We start from the raw sequence: 13,247 nt of genomic DNA, 5'->3' as shown, positions 1-13,247 counted from the left end.
AAGCGAGTTACGTGGGTTCGAATCCCGCCACGGCCTCTGTTTTTCTGGATAGGTGAAACGAATGGGCGGCACCCTTGGGGGTGCCGCCCTTTTGGTGGGCCGCCTCAGTCGAGGGGCTACAGCGCTCAGCGCCTGGCGTCATGCCACGAGGGGAATGTCTGCGCCCTCTGGCGGATTGTCGTAGCGGGCCCAGATTGCATTCATTTCGTTCTGGTAGTAGAGGGCTTGCGCGCCGACGAACATCAGAATGACTCCGATCCAGGGGTTGCAATCGGCCGGCAGGCCGGCGGCGCGCCGCATCTGGGAGATGCGTTCGCCGCAGCGGTAGGTCGAAATGAAGGGCGGCAGGATGAGCATCCAGCCCAGGAGCTGAGCCAGCATGGCCCATACGGGGCTTACTTCGATGCGGTCGTCCAAGTCGCGCGCTTCGCGGTTGATCTTGTAGTACCAGACGAAGAAGTAGATACCGAAGGTGAGGAGTGGCCAGACGAGCCACACGAGGAAGATGTTGCGTGATTTTCCCGCTCGGCCGTGCATGGGTTCCTTCAGGTAGCGCGGAGTGGTCGCAGCAAGGGCTGGCGTGCGAGGCGGTTTTCGGCGTGAGGCCCACGGGACTCAGCTTTCTGCGGAACGCCTGCTCGCGCGAGACGGAGGCGGATCAACGGGTGAATCCGCCCTCACGCGCGGTGGCCGCCCCTGCCGCTTCCCGCCGGGAGCGGCCACGTCGACGGCGCTGCCGCGGCCGGCCGGGGTGGGCTAGGGTCGTTCAGCGGATTTCGCCGGTGCCGGAGGAACTGGTGCGGGCGGGCTGCTCGTCGAGGGGGTACGGCATGGGGGACGTGGCGGCGGGTACGGCATCGGCGCTCGAGGGGCTCGAGGAACGCCGGGGTGAGCTGACCGGCTACTGCTACCGGATGCTCGGGTCGTACGCCGAGGCCGAGGACGCGGTGCAGGAGACGCTGGTGCGGGCCTGGCGGAGCGTGGAACGGTTCGAGGGACGGTCGTCGCTGCGGTCCTGGCTGTACCGCATCGCCACCAACGTGTGCCTCGACGCCCTGGCCTCCGGAAAGCGACGTGCCCTGCCGATGGACCTCACCGGGCCGGCGGACGGCGCCACCCCACCGGGGCCCCCGGAGGACGCGGCCTCGTGGATCGGGCCCTGCCCGGGCGGTGACCCGGAGGCGTCCGCGACTGTCGGGGAATCGGTACGGCTCGCGTTCGTGGCCTCGCTGCAGCACCTGCCGCCCAGGCAGCGGGCGACGCTGATCCTGCGCGACGTCCTGGGCTTCTCCGCACGCGAGGTGGCCGATCTGCACGGCTCCACCGTCGCCTCGGTCAACAGCGCGCTGCAGCGGGCCCGTACGACGCTGGCCGCGCGCCGGGAAGCGGGCGGGGACAGCGCGCCCCAGCCGCCCGACGCCGTGCGCCGGGTGCTGGCCGACCGGTACGCCGCGGCCTTCTCCCGCTACGACATGGAGGAGCTGAACATGCTGCTCCACGTCGACGCGACCCTGTGCCTGCCGCCGTACGCGAAGTGGATGCGTGGCACCGGCGACATCGAGGCGTGGCTGACCGGACCGGCCGTCGGCTGTCGGGGGTCCCGTCTCGTCCCGACCATGGCGAACGGCTCCCCCGCCTTCGGGCAGTACCGCCCCCGCCCGGACGGCGCGGGCTACGCGCCCTGGGCCCTCCAGGTCGTCGAGTTCGCCGGCGACCGCATCACCGGCATCACGGCCTTCCGCGACACCGACCGTCTCTTCCCGCTCTTCGGTCTGCCGGACCACCTGGGCGCGGACTCCCCGCCCGGCGCCCCCCTCTGATCATGGACCGAAGTCCCCGGGGAGGCCGGTCGCCTGCGGGAGCGGCAGTAGGTCAGCTCTCCCCCGGTGCGGCGACGAGCCGGACCGTCACCGCGGTCAGCCACAGCAGACCGAGACCCGCGCCCGCGGTGAAGGCCAGGACGGAGGCGGCGGAGGCCATGAACCCGGCCAGGACGGCCACGGGCACGAGGCGCGAGGCCACGGCCCAGCCACGGTGGCCGCGCGCGGCGAGCGGGCGGGCCAGGACGACGAACGCGGCGCACAGGGCGAGGTAGCCGCCCGCCCCGGCGGCCATGTGGACGGTTCCGTGCCCGCTCAGCGCGGTGGCGTCCGGGGCGCCGGCCGGGAAGCCCGCGCCGGCGTCGGCCTCGAAGGCCGCGGCGGCCCAGAAAGATGCGCCGAACACCGCCACCAGTGCCGGACCCCAGGTGCCGGCCGGGCCATCGCGCAGCTCTCTGCGCAGTCCGCCGGCACAGGCGATCAGCAAGGCCCCGGTGACGAGGAAGTTGACCGTCTGGATCCAGCCCGCCTCACCGAGGGCGAGCTGGCTGATCGCGTTGCGGGTGAAGTCGAACCCGTCCCGCGTGAGACCTTGCACGATCCCCGCCGCGAGGAACAGCGGGCCCGCCACCATGCCGCCGGCCAGGGCGCACCGGACCACGGGGCGCGACGCGGTCCCGGCGGAGGCGACCTGCTGGGGGGCGCTGAGCGCGTGAGTCATGACCAAGCCTTCCTGGCTCCGAAGTTGTCGCTCATATGACCGACGGCCGGGGGCGAAGTCATCGCTCAGAGGATCGTGTCCTGGATCACATCATGCCGGTGACGCGTGTGGCGCCCGGCCGTCCGGTGAACGGACGGGGGGCGCCACACACGCGTCGGACGGGGAACTAGCCGGGGAACGGCTTGGCCGCCTCGTCCTCGGCCTTGATGCACGCGTCGAGCTTCCGCTGGATGGCGGCCGCATCGGCGAGCGCCTTCCTGGCCGCCGCGTCCTCACCCAGGTGCTTCAGCTGCGCGGCCTTGTTCTTGAGGTTCGCGATCTGCTGGCGCATCTGGCTCTTGTTGCAGGTGACGGCGGCCTTGGAGACCACACCGTGGCCGGCCGGGACGGCGGCCTGGGCGGGCATCGCCGTGACGAAGAGGCCTCCGACGATGGCCGCGGAGACGGCCAGGGCGGAAAAACGCTTGGTCATGAGTTGAATCCCCCATGAATAGAACTCGAGTTGGGTCGGAGCCGATCCTACAAAGCGCTGAGAACTCGTCAGTAACCGGCCCCCGAGCAGCGGTTCGGCGCTCGCTCCGGCCGGAACCTCGGAGGGTCCGCTTCGTTCTTCCGTGCGGACCCCGAGTGACGCGGTGTCCCGAACCCACGGTGGAGGACCACACCATGCAGACGACCACGTATGTGCCGGGCGCCCCGAACTGGCTCGATCTGGGGAGTCCGGACACCGGCGCGAGCGCCGCCTTCTACTCCGCCGTCTTCGGCTGGGAGCTGCGGTCGGCCGGTCCGGAGGCGGGTGACTACGGCTTCTTCCTGCGGGACGGCAGGACGGTCGCCGGGCTGGGCCCGCTCACCGAAGCGGGTGCGAGCCCGTCCTGGACGGTGTACTTCCACACGCCGGACGCCGACGCCACCGCCAAGGCCGTGGAGCAGGGGGGTGGCAGGGTCAGGGTCGCTCCGGCGGACGTCTTCTCCTTCGGCCGGATGGCTGCCTTCACCGACCCCACGGGCGCGGACTTCGCCGTCTGGCAGCCACGCGAGACGGGTGGCCTGGAGGTCGTCGGCGTGCCCGACAGCCTCTCCTGGGTGGAGCTGTACACCACCGACGCCGAGGCGGCGAAGGCGTTCTACCGGTCGGTGTTCTCCTGGCAGATGAACGACGTGGCCATGAGCCCGGAGCTGACCTACACCGTCCTCTCGCCGGCCGCCGCCGGCGCGGAGGCGGCCCACGGCGGGCTGATGCAGTTGCCCCAGGAGAACCTCGATGCCGGATCGACGCCGGAGTGGCATCCGTACTTCGAGGTGAGCGACTGTGACGCCACGGTCGGCAGGGCGCGCGAGGCGGGAGCCACCGTCATCATCCCGACGACCGAGGCGGAGGGCATCGGCCGGTTCGCCATGTTCCTCGACCCCGCCGGTGCGCCCTTCGCCGTCATCACGACGGCGAAGGACTGAGGGAGCCGGGCTCTCAGAGCACCCCGCCCGCCTCGTCCTGGAAGAGGTCCGTCCAGTAGTGCCAGGTGGCGTCGGGCAGGGTGCCCGTGGGGTCGAGGGCGTTCAGGGTGTGGATCATGGCGGCGGCCAGCTGGTCGTAGGCCGTGGTCGCCAGTTCGCGGGACAGGTGGGTGTCGATCCTGCGCTCGTGGTGCAGGAGCCAGAGGGTGAAGGCCAGGGTGGAGACGTCGGTGTTGAGCGGGTGGAGCGTGGCATCCGGCTCGCTGAAGGTGAGGACGGCGCCCGTTCTGCCGTCGACCACCAGGCTGTTCTCCTCCAGCAGGTGGCCGAGACGGATCAAGTGGTCGCAGTGGGCGGGGAGTTGCCCTGCCGGGTAGCCGGGGCGCTCCTGTGTGAAGTACTCCCGCAGGGTCGGCAACGGCACGTCCGTGTCGGTGCGGAAGAAGACCGCCTCCTCCGGCAGCCCCGTCTCGCGCAGGAAACGCCGGGTCGGCTCGTGGGTGAGCGACGGCGGGAAGTCGACCTCCTCGAAGCGGGCCGTCCTGCCCTGGCCGAACTCCTGGTCCAGGACGCGCGCGGGCACGTCCAGGGTGAGGCCTGAGGCAGTGCCGGGTCCGGCGATCAGGGCGAGGGGACGGATCAGTGCCGCCGCCTTCCAGTACGGCGGGACCTCGCCGTCCGTGTCCTCTTCGAAGAGGGCCAGCAGGCGGCGGGAGGCCTCGGTCACCGTCTTCGGCCCGTACTGGCCGGACAGCGAGGCGAAACGGCCGCGCAGGCCCGACAGTTCCTCGGTGACGGCGGCGAACCGCAGCAGCGTGTGCAGGGAGGGCGCCAAGGGGCGCGGGTCGGACGGGCCGGCGAGGTAGGCCGTGGTGATCTCGCCCGTGACGCCGTCGAGCAGGATCGACTCGCGCTCCATGCCGGCCGGCGTGAGCAGTTCCCCTATCACCAGGCGGCCCCGCAGCTCCTCCGCGAGGCGGAAGGGGCCGTCCGCGGCGTCGGCGAGCGTGCGCAGGCCGTGTCTGCGCAGCGGGGAGAAGGTCAGCAGGTCGGTGTCCGCGGGCAGTCCGGGTCCCGTGAGCAGACCGCGTGTCGGCGCGTGCGTGACGTGGCGGCCCAGCTCCGCCTCGGTCAGCGTGATCGCCGGGATTCCGGCGTCGGTCGTGCTCATCGCTCCCCCGCGATCTTCCCCGTGCGTGACGGGCGTGCGTACACGGGCGTACGCGGCCCTCGGACAGGTGCCCTCACTGCTCCGCACACTACGCCGCCCCACTGACAACGTCCCTCACGGGAAAGGACGTCGGGCGGCCCGCTACCGTTGCGCTCCCGGACCGGCTCAGCGGTCCGGGATCACCGCGGCCTGCGGGCGGATCGGGAGACGGTTGACCGGGCGGCCGGTGGCGGCACGGACGGCGGAGGCGATCGCCGCGGGAGCGGTGACGACGGGGACGGCGCTGACGGACTTCGCGCCGAAGGGGGCGACCACGTCCCGCTCCTCGACCAGTCTGACGATCCGGATGTCGGGGGCGTCCAGCGCGGTCGGGAGGGCGTAGCCGGTCAGGTCGGGATGGCGGACAAGGCCGCGGGGCGTACGGAGGTTCTCGGTGAGGGCGATGCCGACGCCCTGGGTGACGCCCGCCTCGATGCGTGCCGCCAGTTGCGCCGGGTTGAGCACCTGGCCCACGTCCTGGGCCACCGCCAGCTCCACCACGCGCACCGAGCCCAGTTCGACGTCGACGTCCACGACCGCGCGGATGGCGCAGAAGGCGAGGCCCACGAAGGCGTCGCCCTGGCCGGCGGCGTCCAGCGGCTCGGTGGGGTGCGGGCGGCACTGGGCCGTGGCCCACAGTTCCTTGCCCTCCATCGCCTCCATGACGGTCGTCGAGAGGACACCGTCGTACGAGGTGATCTTGCCGTCGGTGATCTGGAGCAGCTCGGTGGACATGCCGAACTTGTGCGCGAGGGGCTGCAGCAGCTGCGTGCGGACCATCTTCGCGGCCCGCTCCACCGCGCCGCCGGACACCCAGGTGTGCCGGCCCCGGCAGCCCGCGCCGGCCGACGGCTGGTCGGTGTCGACGGGAGCGACGTGGACTTCCTCGATGCCGAGGGTCTCCTGGACGATCTGCCGGGCGAGGGTGGTGAAGCCCTGGCCGGTCTCCACCGCCGCGCAGAGCACGGTGGCGATGCCGTCGTGGACCTTGACCGTCGCCGTGGACACCTCGTCGGCGCCCTCCGCGCCGAGCATGTGGACCATGCCCAGGCCGTAGCCGACGCCGCGGCGCACCGCGCCGGGTTCGCCCGCTCCCTCGGGTCCGCCGGGCAGCAGCCACTCCTCCTCGGGCGTGTCCTTGGGCAGCGCGGGCAGCGGGTGGTCCCGTACCGCCTGGAGGAGTTCGGCGACCGGTGCCGGGCAGGTCACGGTCTGGCCGATGGGCAGCACGTCACCGGTGGCGAGGACGTTGCGCAGGCGCAGTTCGGCCGGGTCCAGGCCGAGTTTCTTCGCGAGCTTGTCCATCTGCGCCTCGTAGGCGGCGCACACCTGCAGGGCGCCCTCGCCGCGCACATGGCCGGAGGGCGGGTTGTTGGTGCGGACGGCCCAGCCCTCGATGAAGGCGTTGGGGACGACGTACGGGCCGCACGCGAAGGAGACGGCGGCGGCGAGGGCGTCGGATGAGGTGTCGGCGTACGCGCCCGCGTCCAGCAGGATCTGCGCCTCGACCTTGACCAGCTTGCCGTCGGCGTCGGCGTGGTGCCGGTAGCGCAGCAGGGTGGGGTGGCGGTGGGCGTGGCCGAGGAAGGACTCCTCGCGCGTGGCGGTGAGTTTCACCGGGCAGCCGGTCTTGAGCGCGAGCAGGCCGAGCGGGAGCTGGAAGCCCTGGTCCTCGCGGTCGGCGGTGGCCCCCGGCACCCCCGTGACGACGATCTTCACCCGATCCGGGGACAGCCCGTAGCAGGCGGCGGCCGTGTTGCGGTCGGCGTGCGGGTCGGTGGAGGCCAGGTACAGCTCCACGCCGCCGTCGGGGCGCGGTACGGCGAGGCCGGCCTCGGCGCCGATGGGGGCGGGGTCCTGGCGGCCGATGCGGTACAGGCCCTCGACCACCACCTCGCCGGCCGAGTCCGGGTCGCCGTGGCGCAGGGGGATGTGCCGGATCAGGTTGCCGTCGGGGTGCAGCGGCTCCGCCTCGAAGGCCTGCTCGGGATCGGTCACCGGGTCGAGCACCTCGTACTCGACGATGACGGCAGCGGCGGCCATCCGCGCGGTGTCCGGGTGGTCGGCGGCGACGGCGGCGATGGGCTCGCCGTGGTGCCGTACGGCCTCGGAGGCGAACACCGGCCGGTCGGGCGTGCCCCGGCCGTGGCGGGGCGTGCCGGGAACGTCCTCGTGCGTGATGACGGCCCGTACGCCGGGCATCTCGCGCGCGTGGGTGGTGTCGATGGAGACGATGCGCGCGTGCGCGTGCGGGGAGCGCAGTACGGCCGCCCAGAGCAGGCCCTCGGCCCACAGGTCGGCCGCGTACGGGAAGGTGCCCTCGGTCTTGGCGCGGGCGTCGGCGTGCGGCAGGGAGGCGCCGAGGCCGTGCGGCAACGGCTCGGCCGCGGGGGCGGGTTCCGCGGCGGTGGTCGCGGTGCCGGCTTCGTGGCTCACGCCTGGCCTCCGTCCTGGCCGTAGTGCTGGTCCTGCGGTCCCGGCGGTGTGCCGTACGGGTCGGGCGTGTCGCCGTAGCCGCCCTGCGGGTCGCCGTACGTGCCGCCCTGGGTGTCCCCGTAGTCGTCGGGGGCCGCCTCGAACGCGCGCGGCGTCCGGGTGGTGTCGAAGGCGCCCGGCGCCTCGAACGCCGACGCGTGGACACCGCCGGAGCCGGGGCCCGCCTGGTGCGGGATCCGTGCCTCGTCCGCGTCCGTCCCGCTGCCGGCCTGGGCCGCCTCGCGCTCGGCGACGACCTCCTGCACGGCCTCCAGGACACCCCGGTAGCCCGTGCACCGGCAGAGGTTGCCGCACAGTGCCTGCCGGGCCTCCAGCTCGGTCGGCGCCGGGTTGCCCTCCAGCAGGTCGTGCAGGGTCATCGCCATGCCCGGCACGCAGAAGCCGCACTGGACGGCACCGCACCGGGCGAGCGCGCGCTGCACGTCGGAGGGTTCGCCGTCGGCGGCCAGGCCCTCGACCGTGCGCACCTCGCTGCCGGCCGTGGTGACCGCCGGGACCAGGCAGGAGGCGACCAGGCGGCCGTCGACCTGCACGTTGCACGCCCCGCACTCGCCCTGCGAGCAGCCGTCCTTGGCGCCCGCGAGGCCGAGCCGCTCGCGCAGCACGTACACCAGGGACTCGCCGATCCAGGCGTCGGTGACGGGGCGGTCGGTGCCGTTGACCCGCAGGACGTAGGAGGCGAGGGGGTGGTCGTCGTGCGGCGGGAGGGGTGCGGCGGCCTGCTCCTCACCGCCCTCGGGGGCGGCCTCCGGCGCGGGCGCGGACCCTTCGGCGGAGTGGGCACCGGCGGCCTCGCCGGACTCGTCCGTCACGGGCGGACCGGCGTCCGCACCGCCTGCCGGATCGGCGTCCGCCACCCCGGCGCCGGGCGTACCGGCCGCCCCCGGCGCACCGGCACGCGACCCCGGCACGCCCGTAGGGGTCCCTGGCACGCCGTCGGAGTCGGCGGGTGCGCCGGCACGGCCGGTGGGCGAACCGGTGGGGTCGGCGGGTGCGCCGGCACGGCCGCGGGGCGCGTCGGCGTCCGCGTCGGTGGTGCCGGGGTGGTCGCCGACCGTCGTCGGGGCGAGGGGTGCCCCCGGCCCGGCCGTGGCGGCCGTCGTCGCGGGCTGCGGGGCGTCGGGCCGGTCCGTGGGCCGGTCGTGGTCCGCGGGGCCGCCAGCGGGGCGTTCCGCGGCCTCCAGGGGGCCGTTGCCTTCGGCGCCCGGCGCCGCACCCGGCTCGGCGGACTGGTGCCCGGCGTACCCGCTCTCCGCGTACTCGTTCTCCGTGTACGCGCCCTCGGTGTGCCCGGCCCCGGACCCCCCGGCCTGCACGTGCCCGGGCTCGGTGTGCCCTGCCTCGGGCGCCCCGGCCTGCACGTGCCCGGCCCCGGACCGCCCGGCCTCCGCGGGACCGTCGCCCTCGTGCCCGGCCGGTGTCTCGTGCCCGGCCGGTGTCTCGTGCCCGGCCGGTGCGTCATGCCCGGCCGGTGCGTGCCCGTAGCCGTCCCGCGGAACGTACCCGTCCTCCTGGACGTAGCCGCCCTCCTGGACGTACCCGTCCCCCGTGTCGTACGCGTCCTCGTACCCGCCCTCCGGGCCGTACGCGTCCTGCGCGGGCGCCGGCGTGCCGCCCGCCGGGTGTGCGCCGGCGTGGTCCGGCAGGGCCGTGTGGCCGGTGCCGTCGGCGGGCGCGGGGGAGTCGGTCGGGGCCGGGGTCTGCGGAGGGGCGGTCCGGCTCAAGGGCCGGCCCGCGCCGTCCGTCGCCCAGGGTGCGGGCGCGCCGCCGGGCAGCGTGGCGGGCGGGGTGCCGCCCCACTGCTCGACCAGCGACGACGTGGTGAACTCGCCCGATTCATCCGGAAGGTCGCCGCCGGCGACGGGGATGGACCACTGCCCGGTGACGTCGTGACCCGGGGCGGCCGGTGCGGCGGGCTCCTCGAAGGTCCAGTGCTGGGTGGCACCGGGCTGGTAGGTGAACCGGTCGTCGGCGGCCTGCGGCTGGGCCGCCGCGGCGTTCGGGTCGGGCCACTGGCCGCCGCCCTCGGGCGCGGGCCAGTCGTCGGGGACGGGGCGTGTGGCCGTTATCCGCGGCGGCACGTAGCCGTGCCCGGGCGCGGCCAGCGGGCTGTCGCCGGACAGCAGCGCGTCGATGCCGCCCTCGGGCAGCTTCACGAAGGCGGTGGCGCCGTCGTCGTAGTCGCCCTGGGGCAGCGGGTTCCAGCGGCCGCCGCCCTGGGACGTGCCCTCTCCGTGCTGGTCGTCGGTCACGACAGCGCCCTCCCCAGTGCTCGTCGGGCCAGTGCGGCGACGGTGCGCCGCAGGTGCAGTACGGCGGGCGGTAGCGGGGTCACCGAGCCGTCGGGCTCGGGGGCCGGGTCGGGGATGCAGGCCGCGGCGACGTACTCGCCGAAGGCGTGCAGCGCCTCCGGGACGAGCGCGCGGTCGTTGTCCCAGTCGATGAGCTGCGCGACCCACTCCTCGGCCTCCAGGGGCCGCAGCGGCATCGGCGCTATGGCCCCGACGGCGCAGCGCACGCCGCGCCGGGCGGGGTCGAGGACGACGGCCACGGAGGCGACCGCGCGGCCGGGCCCGGTGCGGCCGGTCGCCTTCAGGAAGACCTGCGGGGCGTGCAGCAGCGGTACGCGCACGTAGCCGATGAGTTCGCCGCCACCGAGCATCTCCACGCCGGCCAGCAGGTGCGACACCGGGATCTCCCGGCGGGCCCCGCCCGGGCCCGCGATGATCAGCGTCGCTTCCAGGGCGGCCAGCACCGGCAGCGCGTCCCCGGTGGGGGCGGCCGTGGCGATGTTGCCGCCCAGGGTGCCCGCGTTGCGGATGTGCGGCGGACCCGCGGCGCGCGCGGCGGCGGCGAGCGCCGGGATCAGGGCCGCGAAGTCCGGGCGGCCCATGCGGGCGTGCGTGAGGCCCGCGCCGAGCAGCGCGTGGCCGTCCTGGTACTGCCAGCCGCGGATCTCGCTGATCCGGCCGAGGCCCACCAGGGCGGCCGGCCTGAGCTGGCCGGAGTTGACGGCGGCCATCAGGTCGGTGCCACCCGCGACCGGGACCGCGGCGGGCATGGCCGTGAGGGCCGCCACAGCCTCGTCCAGTGTCGTGGGCAGCGTGACGGCCTGCGCCGCCTGCGGTGCGTGCGTGGTCAAACCGGCTGCCCCTTCCCGCTGCCCCACATGGTCCCGCCTGTGCTGCCGTACGGTACGTGCTGACAGGGCGGACGACGCAACTCTGGCACATCTTTGCAACACCCGAACGCGGGGGTCCGCTAGGAGGCATTCGCCCACCTCACCGGCGAGATGGTCCGTTTTCGCACGGCATCACCGGTGCGCACCGATTGCCACTCTTCGGTGATCCTGCCGGGGTTTTCCCGTTACCTGTTCGAGGGTTCACCAATGCGGGGCGGGGTGGCCGGCCGGTCACCTCTGCGGGGGAGGTCCCTCGATCGGGCGGCCGAGCACGCCGGGGCGCCGCTGCCACGGCCGGGGCCCGGTGGGCGGCCGGTAGCCGACGCCGAGGGCGTCGAGCCGGCGGTAATGGGCGGCCATCCGGCGCTCGAAGTCGGCGAAGTCCCGTTCCGCCGGGGCGGGCAGCCGGCTCCAGGCCACCTCGGCGAAGGCCGCGAGCCGGGGGAAGGCCTGGTAGTCCACGCGCGCGATGTCCTCCATCACCTCGGTCCACAGGTTGGCCTGGGTGCCCAGCACGTGCCGGGCCTCCTCCTCGGTGAGCCCCTCCGGCACGGGTTCGAACCGGTAGACGTCCTCCAGGGTGCGCACGTAGCCGATCGGCACCGGTTCGTCCTCGCCCGGGGCCTGACGGTGGTCCAGGTACACGTACTGCTCGGGGCACATGACCACGTCGTGGCCGGCCCGCGCGGCGGCGATCCCGCCCGCGTAGCCGCGCCAGGAGGAGACCGCGGCGCCCGGCGCGAGACCGCCCTCGAGGATCTCGTCCCAGCCGATGAGGCGGCGCCCGCGCGCGGCGAGCCAGGCGTCGAAGTGCCCGATGAACCAGGCCTGCAGCCCGGCCTCGCCGGCGAGGCCGAGGTCGGCGATGCGGGTCTTGGCGGCCACGGACTCGGCCCACTGCCCCTTGGGGCACTCGTCGCCGCCGATGTGGACGAACTCCGAGAACCCGGCCGCGCCCGCGGGGAACAGCTCCAGGACTTCCTCGAACACCCCTTCGTAGAACCGCAGGGTGGTGTCGGTGGGCGCCAGGACGTTGGCGGAGATGCCCCAGTCGTCCCAGACGGACAGGGCGGTGGTGTCGACGACGTCGGTGTTGCCGAGTTCGGGGTATGCGGCGACGGCGGCCTGCGAGTGGCCCGGTACGTCGATCTCCGGGACGACACTGATGTGCCGTTCGGCGGCGTAGGCGACGATCTCCCGGATGTCGTCGTGGGTGTAGTAACCCCCGTGCGGCTTCTCCTCCCAGAGCGGTGAGGCACGGTGACCGATTTTCGTCCGCGCCCGCCAGGAAGCGGTCTCGGTCAGCCCGGGAAAGCGCCGGATCTCGATCCGCCAGCCCTGGTCGTCCGTCAGATGGAGGTGCAGGACGTTGAGTTTGTGGGCGGCCATCAGGTCCAGGTAGCGCAGCACGCCGTCCTTGGGCATGAAGTGCCGGGCCACGTCGAGCAGCAGGCCGCGCCAGCGGAAGCGGGGGGCGTCCTCGACGACCCGGCCGGGCACGGCGAGGGTGCGGCCGGGCCGTACGGGCGCGCGCCGGAAGGCGTCGGGGCCGAGGAGCTGACGCAGGGTCTGCGCGCCCCAGAACACACCGGCGGGTCCGCCGCCGCGGATCTCGATCCCGTGGCCGGGGACGGCGCCGAGCCGGTACGCCTCGGGTTCGAGGGTGTCGTCCAGGAGCAGCCGTACGGCGTCGCGGGCGTCCCGCGGGCCGGGCGGCAGCGGCAGCCCGAGGGCCGCGCCGAGCGTGGCCCGCAGCCAGCGTTCGGTGCGCTCCGTGCCCGGGCCGGCCCACAGGGTGGTGCGGTGGCCGAGCGGCACACGGTGGTCCGTCGGCCCCTCGACGGCATCCGGCGCCGGAATCAGTTCCATGACATCAGCCCCTCACCCCCCGGCGCGTTGCGCCCTGCGCAACGTGCGCCTCACCCTGCACAACGCTTCGAAGGCTAGGGACTGCACAGGACGGCCACAAGAGGTCTGGACCAGTTGAGGTCCGGGGAACAGAAAGATCCCCGGCCCGCGCTTCGTCACGCGGCCCAGGGACCTCACCGCCGGCAGGCGGGCCAGGGGCTACTTGTCGCCGCCCTTGCCCTTGCCCTCGTCGCCGCCGCTGCCCATGGACTCGTAGATCTCCTTGCACATGGGGCACACGGGGTACTTCTTCGGGTCGCGGCCCGGCACCCAGACCTTGCCGCACAGCGCCACGACGGGGGTCCCGTCGAGGGCGCTCGCCATGATCTTGTCCTTCTGGACGTAGTGGGCGAAGCGCTCGTGGTCGCCGTCACCGTGGGACACCTGTGGTGTCGGCTCTACGAGTGTCCCCGTACCAGTCCCGCGCTCGGGCTCAAGAGTGCTCATACCAGCCAG

Annotated in this window: 11 protein-coding genes; 2 read left to right on the top strand and 9 right to left on the bottom strand. The window is 73.8% G+C overall.

Translation table 11 applies throughout. From position 1 onward, the window contains the following. Nucleotides 1–138: 138 nt before the first annotated feature. Nucleotides 139–537, bottom strand: coding sequence for a DUF4234 domain-containing protein (locus tag JK359_RS35245; protein WP_201843710.1), 399 nt, complete (start codon nucleotides 535–537; stop codon nucleotides 139–141). A 293-nt stretch (nucleotides 538–830) separates the two neighbouring features. Between JK359_RS35245 and JK359_RS35240 the strand changes: the two genes are divergently transcribed. Further along, nucleotides 831–1,820, top strand: coding sequence for a sigma-70 family RNA polymerase sigma factor (locus tag JK359_RS35240; protein WP_201843709.1), 990 nt, complete (start codon nucleotides 831–833; stop codon nucleotides 1,818–1,820). A gap of 52 nt (nucleotides 1,821–1,872) precedes the next feature. Here JK359_RS35240 and JK359_RS35235 read toward each other — a convergent pair whose 3' ends face one another. Continuing rightward, nucleotides 1,873–2,541 (bottom strand): DUF998 domain-containing protein, encoded by a 669-nt coding sequence (locus tag JK359_RS35235; protein ID WP_201843708.1) that lies wholly within the window; start codon nucleotides 2,539–2,541, stop codon nucleotides 1,873–1,875. 166 nt (nucleotides 2,542–2,707) lie between these two features. After that, nucleotides 2,708–3,013: a hypothetical protein gene (locus JK359_RS35230; protein WP_201843707.1), complete on the bottom strand. Its 306-nt coding sequence runs from the start codon at nucleotides 3,011–3,013 to the stop codon at nucleotides 2,708–2,710. Between the two features lie 194 nt (nucleotides 3,014–3,207). Here JK359_RS35230 and JK359_RS35225 point away from each other — a divergent pair, with 194 nt between their 5' ends. Then, nucleotides 3,208–3,996, top strand: a complete 789-nt coding sequence (locus tag JK359_RS35225; protein WP_201843706.1) for a VOC family protein — start codon at nucleotides 3,208–3,210, stop codon at nucleotides 3,994–3,996. 13 nt (nucleotides 3,997–4,009) lie between these two features. Here JK359_RS35225 and JK359_RS35220 read toward each other — a convergent pair whose 3' ends face one another. The 6 genes from JK359_RS35220 to JK359_RS35195 form a co-directional block, all read right to left on the bottom strand. After that, the gene (locus JK359_RS35220) at nucleotides 4,010–5,167 is read right to left on the bottom strand and encodes an SUKH-4 family immunity protein (protein WP_201843705.1); all 1,158 of its coding nucleotides are present in this window, start codon (nucleotides 5,165–5,167) and stop codon (nucleotides 4,010–4,012) included. A 165-nt stretch (nucleotides 5,168–5,332) separates the two neighbouring features. Then, nucleotides 5,333–7,642 (bottom strand): xanthine dehydrogenase family protein molybdopterin-binding subunit, encoded by a 2,310-nt coding sequence (locus JK359_RS35215; RefSeq protein ID WP_201843704.1) that lies wholly within the window; start codon nucleotides 7,640–7,642, stop codon nucleotides 5,333–5,335. Next, complete coding sequence (locus JK359_RS35210) at nucleotides 7,639–9,954, bottom strand: 2Fe-2S iron-sulfur cluster-binding protein (protein WP_201843703.1); 2,316 nt, start codon at nucleotides 9,952–9,954, stop codon at nucleotides 7,639–7,641. Before JK359_RS35210 ends, JK359_RS35215 begins: the two co-directional genes overlap by 4 nt. Next, entirely contained in the window at nucleotides 9,951–10,844 is an 894-nt protein-coding gene (locus tag JK359_RS35205) for an FAD binding domain-containing protein (protein WP_201843702.1), read from the bottom strand. Before JK359_RS35205 ends, JK359_RS35210 begins: the two co-directional genes overlap by 4 nt. A 270-nt stretch (nucleotides 10,845–11,114) precedes the next feature. Next, on the bottom strand, nucleotides 11,115–12,752 hold the full coding sequence (locus tag JK359_RS35200) for a beta-N-acetylhexosaminidase (RefSeq protein WP_201843701.1): 1,638 nt from the start codon (nucleotides 12,750–12,752) through the stop codon (nucleotides 11,115–11,117). A 198-nt stretch (nucleotides 12,753–12,950) separates the two neighbouring features. Beyond that, nucleotides 12,951–13,238, bottom strand: a complete 288-nt coding sequence (locus tag JK359_RS35195) for a DUF3039 domain-containing protein (protein ID WP_189294548.1) — start codon at nucleotides 13,236–13,238, stop codon at nucleotides 12,951–12,953. Between the last annotated feature and the right edge of the window lie 9 nt (nucleotides 13,239–13,247).

It is taken from the genome of Streptomyces actinomycinicus, assembly GCF_016741775.1.
GTDB classification, from domain to species: Bacteria; Actinomycetota; Actinomycetes; order Streptomycetales; family Streptomycetaceae; genus Streptomyces; species Streptomyces actinomycinicus.
The sequence above is the reverse complement of the archived record's forward strand: the minus strand, read 5'-3'. Positions and strand labels throughout refer to the sequence as shown.

Bases quoted from the DNA above. Each gene is read 5' to 3' on its own strand.
- JK359_RS35240 (WP_201843709.1), top strand. From the start codon at position 831: ATGGGGGACGTGGCGGCGGGTACGGCATCGGCGCTCGAGGGGCTCGAG.
- JK359_RS35245 (WP_201843710.1), bottom strand. From the start codon at position 537: ATGCACGGCCGAGCGGGAAAATCACGCAACATCTTCCTCGTGTGGCTC.
- JK359_RS35200 (WP_201843701.1), bottom strand. From the start codon at position 12,752: ATGGAACTGATTCCGGCGCCGGATGCCGTCGAGGGGCCGACGGACCAC.
- JK359_RS35230 (WP_201843707.1), bottom strand. From the start codon at position 3,013: ATGACCAAGCGTTTTTCCGCCCTGGCCGTCTCCGCGGCCATCGTCGGA.
- JK359_RS35235 (WP_201843708.1), bottom strand. From the start codon at position 2,541: ATGACTCACGCGCTCAGCGCCCCCCAGCAGGTCGCCTCCGCCGGGACC.
- JK359_RS35225 (WP_201843706.1), top strand. From the start codon at position 3,208: ATGCAGACGACCACGTATGTGCCGGGCGCCCCGAACTGGCTCGATCTG.
- JK359_RS35195 (WP_189294548.1), bottom strand. From the start codon at position 13,238: ATGAGCACTCTTGAGCCCGAGCGCGGGACTGGTACGGGGACACTCGTA.
- JK359_RS35220 (WP_201843705.1), bottom strand. From the start codon at position 5,167: ATGAGCACGACCGACGCCGGAATCCCGGCGATCACGCTGACCGAGGCG.